The organism is Archangium sp. (assembly GCF_036388035.1).
Taxonomy (GTDB): Bacteria; Myxococcota; Myxococcia; order Myxococcales; family Myxococcaceae; genus Archangium.
In genome coordinates this window covers 1-11,422 of sequence record NZ_DASVSO010000526.1, presented here as the reverse complement: position 1 = coordinate 11,422, position 11,422 = coordinate 1, and the positions used below count along the sequence as shown (strand labels likewise).

Below are 11,422 nucleotides of genomic sequence, written 5' to 3'. Positions count from 1 at the left end.
TGCGCAACCCGATTGCACCTGCTCGAGCTCGCTTCTCTGCTCGATTGGCAAGCGTCTGGTCAATAACAGGAATTGCTGGCATAAGTGGAGATGCAGTTCCCCCGCTGCGTCCCCCCGGAGGTCCCGTGCTCCCCGCACGTCGCTGCCTCGCCACTTTGATTGCCACCGTGCTGCTGGCCGCCGCTCCCGCTCTCGCGGAAGCCCCGGTGTGCGCTCCGGTGTCGAAGGTTCCCCTCGAGCGTCACCTGCGCCAGCTCACCCTGGACCTGCTCGGCCGTCCGCCCACCCATGAGGAGTACCAGGCCGCCCGTGCCAAGGGGGAGGTGACGGCCGAGGACATCCGCGCGCTGATGCAGAAGGACGAGTTCTACGCGCGCATCCGCGGCTACCACCGCGCGCTCCTGTGGAGCAACATCAGCACCAGCATCAACAACAACGGCAACTCGCGCCTGACGGGCGCGGGCACGGCCACGGACGCGCTGTCGCTGCGCGGCAACAGCAGCCGCCCGCTGCGTGGCGCCAACAACCAGGGCTGTGACAGCTTCATCCCCCAGGACTCGTGCAACGACTCCTGGCAGGACAAGCACACGGAGGTTCTGGACGCGGTCACCGGCAAGCCCGTGACGGCCAAGGTGTGCCGTGACGCGCGCGAGGTGCCCAACGCGGTGAGCTGGGACTACGACTCCAACTTCTACCGCTGCACCCGGGTGTCCCCGACGGCGCCCGCCGACCCCGCGAAGACGAACCTGTGCGAGGCCGCGGTGGCGCAGGGGCTCATCGTTCCCAAGTACCTCTACTTCTGCGACATGCAGCGCCTGACGAGTGGCGCCCAGGCGGGCACGCTGGCGCCGCACCTGTGCCTGCCCAACTCCACCAAGTACCCGAGCGTGACGGAGGTGCTGGAGAAGGACGCGTCGGGCGTGGACCGGGTGGTGGCCTTCACGCTCCCCATCTCGCCCTCGAGGCTCGATCGCTGCTCGCTGGCGCTCAAGCAGAAGGTCACCAATGGCGTGGAGATCAAGGGCTCCTACGTGCCGCAGACGGGCTGCATCCACCGTGAGGGCTTCGTGAAGCGGCCCGCGCCCTTCTGGAACGCCGGAGGCGCGGACGTGAACGTGTGCGCCATCGAGGCCCAGACGAACGCGGCCAACCCGTGGACGCTGGAGCCCTGCACCACCGCGCGCTTCAACGGAGACCGCAGCTGCGGTTGTGGCGAGGGCATGCGCCGCTGCGAGGCCCCCGGTGGCACCACGCACACCGCCCGCGTGCTGGCCATCAACGCCGAGCCCGAACTCATCGCCGAGTCGGTGGTGCGCCGCGACGAGCCCTACTTCAACCTCCTCACCACGCGCCGCTCCTTCCTCAACGGCCCGTTGTCCGCGCTGTACCGGGATTCGCAGCAGGGCGTGGGCGTCTTCAGCGCCACGCCTCCGGCGGACCCCGCGGTGCTGCCCGACGTCCCCTTCGCGCAGGCGGACACCTGGAAGGAGTACGTGCGCGACAGCGAGCACTCGGGCGTGCTCACCACGGCCTCGTTCCTCCACCGCTTCCCCACCCAGCGCGCGCGCGTCAACCACTTCTACTCGGCCTTCCTCTGCAAGGCCTTCACCCCGCCGGACAACGCCCGCCTGCCGTCGGCCGAGGACGCGTGCAACCGGGAGAACAACCTGGCCAAACGCTGTGGCTGCAACTACTGCCACGCCACCATCGAGCCCACCGGCGCCCACTGGGGCCGCTACGCCGAGCGCTCCGCGCTCTTCCTCCACCCGGAGCAGTTCCCCCGCTATGACCCCAAGTGCCGGGACTGCGCGCTCTCGGGCAACACCTCGTGCGGGGGCGAGTGCGGCCAGTACGTGATGCAGGCCTATGACGGCGATGGCGCCAACTCGCTGGGCCTGCTCAAGACGTACCTCTACCGCACCGCGGACGAGGAGCAGAACATCGAGAGCGGCCCCGCGCTGCTGGTGCAGCGCATGCTGCAGACGGGAGACCTGGAGCGCTGCGCGGTGCGGCGTGTCTGGCAGGAGTTCCTCGGCCGGCCCATGTCGGCGGAGGAGCAGCGCCTCTATCTCCAGCCGCTCGCCGACGACTTCGCGCGAGACGGCCACCGCTTCAAGGCGCTCATCGAGCGCGTGGTGATGTCGGACGCCTACCGGAGGATCGACTGATGCGCCGCCTGCTCCTCTTCGCACTGCTCGCGCTCGGTGCCTCCGCGTGCGAGAAGACCCCCGTTGTTCCGCCCCCGGTGGACGGCCAGCTCGAGCCCGTGGCCAACCCGCACGGGGACATGACGCCGCTGCCGGATCCGGAGCTGCAGAACGGCCGGGTGGGGCGCTCTCCCCGCCGGCTCACCGTGGACCAGCTCGCCCGCTCCATCGAGGTGGCGGTGGGCCGCAAGTGGACGGAGCTCGACAGCGGCAGCGGCCTGGGCACCACCCTGGGCCGGGCCGACTTCGCGCTCGTCAACCAGGAGAGCACCGAGCCCAACCTCGTCTTCGCCAAGTTCCTCGAGGACGGGGCGCGCGTGGTGTGCCTGGAGCAGGCGGCCGCCGAGAAGGCCCTGGCCTCTCCGGAGGCGCGCGTGCTCAGCCGCACGATTCCCGGGCCGCTCGGGGATCTGCGCAAGCTCTCCGACGCCCAGGTGAACGAGCTGCTCGTGTACCTGTCCGTGCGCTTCTGGGGCTCGCCGCTTCAGGGCGACGAGCTGACGCGCTGGGCGGGCTTCTTCAAGAAGGCGGCGGCGCGCGCGGAGGCCATCTCCGGTGGCCGCGACCAGGCCCTGGCCGCGGTGTGTATCGCGTTGATGACGGACTCGCGGTTCCTCACCTACTGATGGCCCGGGGAGATGCATCCATGAAGAAGAACCCTCCGACTCCTTCCTCCCGCCGGACCTTCCTGAAGGCCGCCGCTGGCTTCATGGGCACCAGCCTGCTGGGGGGCCTGCCCTTCCGCGCCTTCGCGCAGGCGGCCGCGCTCAAGCCCGCGGACCGCTGCTTCGTCTTCGTCTACTTCTCGGGAGGGTGGGACCAGCTCCTGGCCTTCGACCCGAGGAACCCGGACGACTTCACGCCCGAGCGCGTGGCGGAGACGCGCATCCTCCCCGGCTACAACCTCTTCACCGACAGTACCTTCCCCACCCGGCCCATCGTGCCGGCCGAGAAGGCGGGCGTGGGCCCCTCCAACATCGCCTTCGGCCCGGCCGTGAGCGATCTGGCCGAGCACTACGACCTCATGACGGTGGTGCGTGGCATCAACATGACCACGCTCGCGCACGAGGAGGGGATGCGCTACTTCATCACCGGCAAGCGCCCCATTGGAGCCGCGGCGCGTGGCTCGTCCACGGCGACGGAGATCGTCGGCCAGATGGTGCCCTCCGTCCCCATCCCCTCCATCGCGTACGGGGTCGAGTCGTACAACGACCGGTACCCGGGCGGCGCCAACGCGCTGAGGGTGAGCCGGGCCAAGGACCTGGTCGACTCGCTGTCGCCGAGCAAGAAGCGGCTCGACAGTCAGATTGAGCAGGAGCTCGTGGCCCTGGGCGGCCAGCCCATCACCTGCGACGAGGCGTCCCTGGGCGCGGGCGGGGTGGGCACCACGTACGAGACGAGCCGCGAGCAGGTGCGGCAGGTGCTGTCGAGCCAGCTCAACGAGGCCTTCGACTTCGGGCTGGCGAAGAACGCGACCATCCGCACCACCTATGAGCTGCCGGCCTCGGGGCCCTACGACAGCCCGGCGGGACGCGCGGCGCTGGTGGCCACGGCGCTGAAGCTGGGCATCAGCCAGTGCGTGTCCATCAACCTGGTGAATGGCCTGGACACGCACTTCGGCACGCAGACGACGCACGCGACCAACCTGCGCACGGGCTTCGACGCGCTCGCCCTGCTGGTGAAGGACCTGCGCAACAGCCTCCACCCGTCCGGTGGCACCTTCATGGACCACACCACCATCCTGGTGTTCTCCGAGTTCGCGCGCACTCCGCTCATCAACGCCACGGGCGGCAGGGATCACCACCTGACGAACAGTTGCCTGCTGATCGGCGCGGGCTTGAAGCACAACATGGTGTTCGGACACAGCGGTGACATCGGCATGGCGCCGGGACTGGTGGACCTGAAGACGGGCGCGAAGGATTCGAACAACGGCAGCAACATCCTCCCCGAGCACATCATCGCGACGGTGCTGGCGTCCGCCGGTCTGGACTACAGCATCACGCGTGTCGACCCTCTCCGCTCCCTGCTGGCGTGATGAACACTCGAGCCTCGTCCCGTGTCTACCCGCTGTTGCTCACGGGCCTGCTGGCCGCGTGCGGCGACAGCGCCCCCTCCCTCCCGTTGGATCACCCGAGCCCCCAGCCCTTCCAGCCGATGCTGCTGCGAGCCCAGGCGGACGTGGCGTCGGCGCCGGGCTTCGCGGACCAGACGGGAGGCGGCGTCTTCGCCACGGCGGTGGGAGAAACCCTCCGGCTGCGGCTGGATGGGACGCGCTCCCCGCTGGAGAGCCACCCGGGCAACCCGGTGACTCCGGGGCGGGCCCGCGCCGTCTTCCGGATGGGGCCGGGCTCGGCGCTGGTGGAGGCGGACAACGGCCTCTTCCTGGCGCAGGCGGGCTGGCTCATCGCTCCCTCCTGGCGGGACGCGCTGGGCGCGGGGCTGACGGCCACGGCGCCGACCCAGGAAGGCGCGGCGTGGCTGGGGCATGCCTCGGGCCTCTACCTGTTGAAGGACGGGGTGCTGTCCGCGCTCAAGGTGGACGGCAAGCCGCTGGAGGGCATCACCTCGCTGGCGGCGGCGCCGACGGACAATGGGGCGCCGGGCCTGTGGTTTGTCCGCCAGGACGCGCTGTGGCTCGCGGTGCGCACGGCCACCGGGGCCTGGCGCGTGAGCGCGGCCGAGGTGTCGCTGCTGGAGGGCGAGCGGCCCATGACGCTGGTGGGGCTGGGGGCCTCGGAGAAGGGCAAGGCGGAGGTGTGGCTGCTGACGTCGGAGCGACTGCTGCGGCGGGCGGCGGATGGGTGGCGGCAGGTGGCGCTGGCGCAGAAGCCGACGCAGGTGCTGGCCGCGGGGCGCTTCCTGTGGGTGAAGGCGGGCGACACGCTCCTCTCCCATGACGCGGACGCGGGCACGTGGAGCGAGGCCTCGGGCGTGGACACTCGCGAGTTCCTCTTCCTGGCCGCGGATGAGAGTGGCTGTGCCTGGGTGCAGCTCGGCGCCGAGACGGTGGCGCTCACCCGGGGCCCGGTGCCTCGGGTGCTGGGCGTGCACGAGGGCATGCAGGTGGTGGAGGACGCGCTGGTGGTGCGCGCGCGCGTGGTGCCGGGCACGGAGCCGCTGAGCGTCACCTTCGAGGTGGCGGGGGTGGAGGTGCCGGTGCGCGGGCCCGCGTACAGCCTCGGGGGGGTGGAGGCGGATGGCTCCTTCCGGCCCTACTCCTTCGTGGGCCTGGAGCCCGGGCCGCACACGCTCAGCGCGGTGGCGCGCTATGGCGACGGCACCGAGGCCCGACGCTCCGTCTCCTTCGAGTACCAGCCCCTCTCCACGGTGGCGCTCGGCTGGGACAAGGACATCCGCCCCATCCACGAGGCGCGGTGCGCCAAGTGCCACGTGTCGGGGCCGGCCCGGCCGCTGTCCTCGTACGCGCTGTGGAAGGAGAACGCGCCGCTCATCGTCGCGGCGGTGCGTGAGCAGCGCATGCCGGCGGACGGCCCGTTGGATCCGCAACTCATCTCCCTCATCCAGCGCTGGGTTGCCACCGGCGCGAACCCCTGAGGCCTCTCTCCATGTCCCGAGTCTTCCGCACCTCGCTGGTGCTCGCGCTCCTGTCGGCGGGCTGCACCCCGGAGGAGTCGCCTCCCGAGCAGCTCGCGGTGGACCCCTGCGCGGGGTTGCCGCCACTCTCCCTCTCCGCGAGCCCCGAGCGGGTGCGCGTGAGCAACCCCGTCTCCCTCACGGCCACGGGCGGCAGCGGCTACTACCGCTACCGCGCCGAGCCGGGTGGCTCCTCGGGCGAGATGCGCGGCTCGCGCTTCATCGCCGGGCTCACGCCCGCGGCGGACACGCTGGTGGTGGAGGACGTGCGCTGCCCGGGAGACGCTCGGGCGCGGGTGAGCGTGGTGGCGGCCTTCGACGTGGCCCCCTCGCGCGCCATGGTGAAGCCGGGCACGTCCTTCCAGGTGGAGGTGACGGGGCAGCTGGGCGAGCCCGTCTTCACGCTGGAGTCCGGCGGCGTGGGCAGCACGCTGACGCCCTCGGGCCGCTACACGGCGGGGACGGGGCGGGGGACGGACCTGGTGCGGGTGCGGGACGGCCGCACGGGGGACGAGGCCCTCCTCCAGTTCGAGGTGCGCGCGGACGCGGTGCTGCGCGGGGACCCAGAGTGGCTGGCGCTGCCCGCGGGCTCGTCGCTGCCGCTGGCGGCGACCGGAGGCAGTGATCGGGTGCGCTGGACGAAGCTGTCCGGCCCCGGGACGGTGGAAGGCGGGCGCTTCTCCTTCGAGCCCGGCGCGACGGGCGCGGCGGTGCTGGAGGCGGCGGACCCCTTCACCGGGCAGAAGGCGCTCGTGCCGGTGCGCGTGCTGGACGAGCTGACGCGCGAGACGCAGGCGCACGGGCAGCTCACGGACACGGCCTCGGTGGTGACGGCGGACTTCGACGGGGACGGGGTGGCGGACGTGGCGGTGGGGCGGCCGGAGAGCGACCTCGCGAAGCCCCAGGGCGGCGTGGTGCTCATCTTCAAGGGGAGCACGGCGGGACTGCCCGCGCAGCCCACGTGGGTGCTCACCGGCGAGACGGACACGGCCCGCTTCGGCGACGTGCTGTCGGCCGGAGACCTGGACAAGGACGGGAAGGCGGAGCTGGCGGTGTCCTCGCCCGGCGCGGACTTCACCATTGGGGACTCGGGCGCGGTGTACCTGTTCCGCTTCGGCGCGAATGGACCGGAGCGTCTCCGGGCGCCCCTCACGGGGCTGGGGCGCGGCTCCTTCGGCGCGGGCCTGAAGCTCGCGGACGCGGATGGGGACGGGGACCTGGACCTGGTGGTGGGCTCGCCGACGGGAGACCTGGCGTCCTCGACGGCGCGCCGGGGCGTGGTGGACCTCTTCCTGCTCACCCCGGGCCAGCCCGTGCCGGAGCTGCCCACCCTGCGCCTGGGCGGGAGCGACCTGGGCAAGACGGGCACGGTCGACTCCCGGGTCAACAACACCGAGCTGGGCCGCATGCTGACGGTGGCCGACCTGAACGCGGACGGGCGGGGGGACCTGGCGGCGCTGACCAAGGTGTCGCGCTTCAACGCGGATGGCACCTCGGCGGGCGTGGTGCAGTGGGCGGTGGCCGTGTTCTTCGCGCGCGCCGAGGGCCCGCGCTTCCGCGCCACGCCGGACGCATACGTGCTGCCCATGAACTTCTCGGATGGTACCGAGGGCACCTGGCGGCTGGACGCCATCCCGGCGGAGGGCGCACGGCCGCCGCTGCTGCTGGTGACGGCGGACCAGGCGGACTCGCCGGACCTGCGCGCCAATGGCGGCCCGAACATCATGTCGGACGCGGGCGGGACGCTGCTCTTCGACCTGAGCGCGCTCAAGCCCACGGGAGAGCCCTCGACGACGCCCGTGCAGGTGAAGCGTGAGGAGGCCTGGGCCCGGTTGTACGGCGACGTGGCCAGCATCCGCGCGGGACGGAGCTGGGCGGTGGCGGACGTGGACGGGAAGCCCGGCTCGGAGCTGCTGCTGGGCGCTCCGTACGCGAGCGTCCCCGTGACGGGCGGCTCGCTGCGCTACGGAGGTCGGGTGCTGGTGTACTCGCTGTCGGAGCTGAGCCGCGGCGCCGTGCTCATCAAGCCGACGACGAGTCTGATGGGGCTGGCGAAGTCGGACACCTTCGGGGCGGGGCTCGCGGCGTGGCCGCTGCCGGGCAGCTCGGGGCTGGTGGTCTTCGCCGGGCGGGCCTCGGTGCCCGGGCTCACCTTCACCGGGCGGGTGGATGGCTTCGTGAAGGCGGGCGAGTCGCTCGCGCAGTGGACGCGCACGAGCGTGATGGTGCCCGCGCGGCCGAGCGTGGAGCGCTTCGGTGAGGCGGTGGCGGTGGCGAAGGGCGCGGGCGGAGTGGTGGCGCTGGTGGGCGCGCCGGGCTGGGCGGGCCCCGGGGTGAACGGGGACGGCAATGACCTCGGGGCGGGCCGGGCCTGGGCGTACGGCACGGCGGGGGGCGCGGGCGCGCTCGTGGCCGAGGGGGCCTCCGCGCCGCTGTCTCGCGGGCGCAACGTGGGCACGGACGTGGCCTTCACGGACTTCAACGGAGATGGGCGCGCGGACCTGGTGCTGGGCGCGCCGTCCTTCACCCTGCCCGGGGCTTCCTCTCGTTCCACGGAGATCACCCCGGTGTACGCGCAGGAGCGCGCCGAGTGCATTCCGGCCGCGAATCTGACGGCCGGTGGCGTGCTGGTGTCGCTGGGCCAGGCGGATGGGAGCTTCAAGCCCGCGTACCGGCTGTGGGCGCCGGGGGACATCGCGGGGTGTACGCCCGCGGGCACCACCTGCCAGCGCCGGAGCCTCGGGCGCGGGGTGGTGGGCGGCTTCGACTTCAACGGAGATGGCAAGCAGGACCTCGGGGTGCTGCGCAACAACGGCTTCGAAGTCCTCCTGGGGCGCGCTCCGGATGACGCCTCGCTGGCGAAGCTGACGATGGGGTGCGACCCCGTCTACACGGCGCCCTACTCGGCCCAGCAGACGTCGGTGCCGGCGGCGCTGGGGGACCTGGACGGGGATGGCTGTGACGAGGTGGCGTGGCGCTACGCGGACGGCGCGAAGGCGGGCATCGTCGTGCTGTTTGGCTACGACGCGAGCGGGGGGCGGTGTGGCTCCACGCACACGGTACCGGCGACGGTGCGGCTGGCGGCGGACCCGGAGGTGGGCATCAACTTCCTCGGGCTGGGCGTGGCGACGGCGCGCGTGGGCCGCGTGCTGGGCAAGACGGGCGCGGACTACCTGGCGGTGAGCGCGGCGAGCGTCCCCTTCGAGGGCGTGACGCAGCCGGCGGTGTTGCTGTTTGACACGGCGGAGCTGGCCAGGCGCCGGCCGGCCTCGGGCGAGGCGCTGGTGGGCGCGCTGGAGAGCGCGTTGCTGCCCAAGGTGCTGGTGCACCGCTCGCGCGCGGTGGGCTTCGGGGCGGCGCTGGCGGGCGGGGTGGACCTGACTGGCGACGGCGTGCCGGAGCTGGTGGTGAGCGCGCCGGGCGCGTCGGTGGCCTCGGACGGTGGAGGCGCGGTGTTCATCTACGCCGGAGGACCCGGCACCACCGGAGCGCTCACGCCGCTGCTCACGCTGACGGGAGACGTGACGGAGCGCGCGGGCTTCGGTCAGGACCTGGCGCTGGTGGCGGGGAGCGGAGGCACCCCGCCGACGCTCGTCATTGGCGCGCCCCTCAGCTACCGCACGGGGACGCAGAACGGCTCGGCCTTCCTGGTACCCCTCAGCTTCTAGCCGCGCTCAGTGCGTCATCGGCACGGGGGGCTCGGAGATGCCCTCGAGCACCCGTCCGGCGAGGGCCTGGTCCTCCATCCCCATGGCCAGGTCCCCCAGCGACACGATGCCGAGGAGCCGCTCCCGCTCGTCCACGACGAGGAGGCGGCGCACCTGGAGGTCGCGCATCTGCTGGGCGACTTCCTCGACGTCGTCGTCCGCCGAGCACGTCACCACGTTGCGGGTCATCACATCGGCGACGGAGGCGCTCCGGGGGTTGAAGCCCAGGGCGAGGCCTCGCACGACGATGTCCCGGTCGGTGACGATGCCGATGACGCGCTCGCCCTCGATGACGGGCAGGGAGCCCACGTTGAGCAGGCGCATCATCTCGGCGGCGGCCATCAACGTCGTCTCCGGGTGTGCGGCAACGGCGTCCGGAGTCATCACGTCACGAATCTTCATGGGACGCACCTCTTGGCTGTGGGTTGCTTCTCCGCAAGGGAGGGTGTGTCTCCTCGGGCCCGGGTGCCGCGAATTCCGCGCCCCCTTCGCATGTCCGGCCGCCCGCCCTCCAGGGAGGAGGTCCAACCTGCCTCCGAGGGCATGCACACGTTGAGCGCATGGGAAGCGAAGCCATTGGGTGGTTCAGCTCGTGCGTGCTGGTGCTGACCATCGGAAATCAGGTCTACAAGCAGTGGAAGACGGGCACGAGCAAGGGTGTGTCGAAGTGGCTCTTCGTGGGGCAGATCACCGCCTCCACGGGCTTCACCATCTACAGCGTGATGGTGGACAACTGGGTCTTCGTGGTGACGAACGCGCTGATGCTGGTGAGCGCGCTGGTGGGGATCGTCATCGTGATGAAGCACCGGCGAGCGGAGCGGCGTACCCCGCGACGTGACATGGCCCCCGCCGGGGCGAGCCCCGCGAGGGCCTGACGCACCCCAGCTCGAAGTTCCCCTCTGGACCCCGAGGCCCCCCACGCACTCCTGGAGAGTGAGAGGGGGGCCCGAGCGTCTTCTTCAGCTCACCGGCTGCGGGGACATCTGGCGGGTGAGCTCCTCCGGCGACTTCAGCATGGAGGCATGGTCACCGTGCCGCACGCGCTGCTCCTCGTTGACGGGGGGGGAGAACGTCTTGGCGATCTTGTTGTAGGTGCCGAGGATGAGGATGGTCGGTACCCACTGGCCGACGAAGTTCGCCCAGGTCTTGCGGCCGGAGATCATCAGCAGGGCGCTGGCGGCCATGCACCCGATGGCGACGCCGAGGAAGCCGATGGACGGAATGCGCCGCGTCTGCATTTCGACATTGGTGGTGATGGTGTCTTCGTTCTTCATGTCTGCCTCCAACTGGTGAAGAGGTGGGGCAAAGGTGCGCACGGGGAGGCGTACGGGGACGGCGGGGGGGAGCTGCCCTGCCTGCTGTCCAGGCGGGCGCGGAGGCGTCGGGGTTGGCCGTACGGGGGGGGCCGCTCAGATTGGCGGGGACTTTTGCCGGAAGGGCGGGGGAGGACTGATGGGACGCAAGTCCGAGGTGGAGAAGCTGCGCAGCCTGGCTCAGCTGGACGTGGATGCGGTGGGGGCCTACGACGCGGCCATCGCCCGGGTGAAGGAGCCGCTGGTGCGCGAGCGGCTGAACGAGTTCCGGATCGACCATGTGCGCCACGTGCAGGATCTCAACGCCTTCATCCGCCGGTTTGGTGGGGAGCCGGTGGAGCTGCGGCCGGACCTGAAGGGCGCGGCGATGAAGAGCCTGACGGCGATGTCGAGCATGATGGGCACGGAGGCCGCGCTGGTGGCGATGCTCGGCAACGAGGAGTTCACCAACCGGGCCTATGAGCTGGCGCTGAACTTCGAGTGGAGCGCCGAGGTGCGCACCCTCATCGAGAAGAACCGCCGGGACGAGGAGCGGCACATCACGTGGATCAAGGACGCGGTGCGCGAGCGCCCGTGGGTGATGGAGGGCGAGGGCGCCGAG

At 71.5% G+C, this 11,422-nt stretch carries 9 protein-coding genes; 7 read left to right on the top strand and 2 right to left on the bottom strand.

The window, feature by feature from the left end:
* Positions 1–125 precede the first annotated feature (125 nt).
* The 5 genes from VF697_RS21255 to VF697_RS21235 are packed head-to-tail and all read left to right on the top strand — an operon-like array spanning position 126 to position 9,469.
* Positions 126–2,168 (top strand): DUF1585 domain-containing protein, encoded by a 2,043-nt coding sequence (locus VF697_RS21255; protein WP_331097766.1) that lies wholly within the window; start codon positions 126–128, stop codon positions 2,166–2,168.
* Positions 2,168–2,833: a hypothetical protein gene (locus tag VF697_RS21250; protein WP_331097764.1), complete on the top strand. Its 666-nt coding sequence runs from the start codon at positions 2,168–2,170 to the stop codon at positions 2,831–2,833. Before VF697_RS21255 ends, VF697_RS21250 begins: the two co-directional genes overlap by 1 nt.
* A gap of 20 nt (positions 2,834–2,853) precedes the next feature.
* Positions 2,854–4,242 carry a DUF1501 domain-containing protein gene (locus tag VF697_RS21245; RefSeq protein WP_331097763.1) on the top strand — a complete coding sequence of 463 codons (1,389 nt, stop codon included), beginning with the start codon at positions 2,854–2,856 and terminating at the stop codon, positions 4,240–4,242.
* Complete coding sequence (locus tag VF697_RS21240) at positions 4,242–5,762, top strand: hypothetical protein (RefSeq protein WP_331097761.1); 1,521 nt, start codon at positions 4,242–4,244, stop codon at positions 5,760–5,762. The genes VF697_RS21245 and VF697_RS21240 overlap by 1 nt, the downstream gene beginning before the upstream one ends.
* Before the next feature lie 11 nt (positions 5,763–5,773).
* A complete protein-coding gene (locus tag VF697_RS21235; protein ID WP_331097759.1) occupies positions 5,774–9,469 on the top strand; it encodes a VCBS repeat-containing protein in 3,696 nt (1,231 codons plus the stop codon).
* Positions 9,470–9,475: 6 nt separating this feature from the next.
* Here the strand turns inward: VF697_RS21235 and VF697_RS21230 are convergent, their stop codons facing one another.
* Complete coding sequence (locus VF697_RS21230) at positions 9,476–9,910, bottom strand: CBS domain-containing protein (RefSeq protein ID WP_331097757.1); 435 nt, start codon at positions 9,908–9,910, stop codon at positions 9,476–9,478.
* A 158-nt stretch (positions 9,911–10,068) separates the two neighbouring features.
* On the opposite strand from VF697_RS21230, the gene VF697_RS21225 reads away from it, so the two are divergent.
* Positions 10,069–10,383 (top strand): hypothetical protein, encoded by a 315-nt coding sequence (locus tag VF697_RS21225; RefSeq protein WP_331097755.1) that lies wholly within the window; start codon positions 10,069–10,071, stop codon positions 10,381–10,383.
* A gap of 84 nt (positions 10,384–10,467) precedes the next feature.
* Here the strand turns inward: VF697_RS21225 and VF697_RS21220 are convergent, their stop codons facing one another.
* A complete protein-coding gene (locus VF697_RS21220) occupies positions 10,468–10,782 on the bottom strand; it encodes a hypothetical protein (RefSeq protein ID WP_331097753.1) in 315 nt (104 codons plus the stop codon).
* Between the two features lie 178 nt (positions 10,783–10,960).
* Here VF697_RS21220 and VF697_RS21215 point away from each other — a divergent pair.
* Positions 10,961–11,422 (top strand): ferritin-like domain-containing protein (locus tag VF697_RS21215; protein WP_331097751.1); only part of this gene is annotated, 462 nt, incomplete at its 3' end.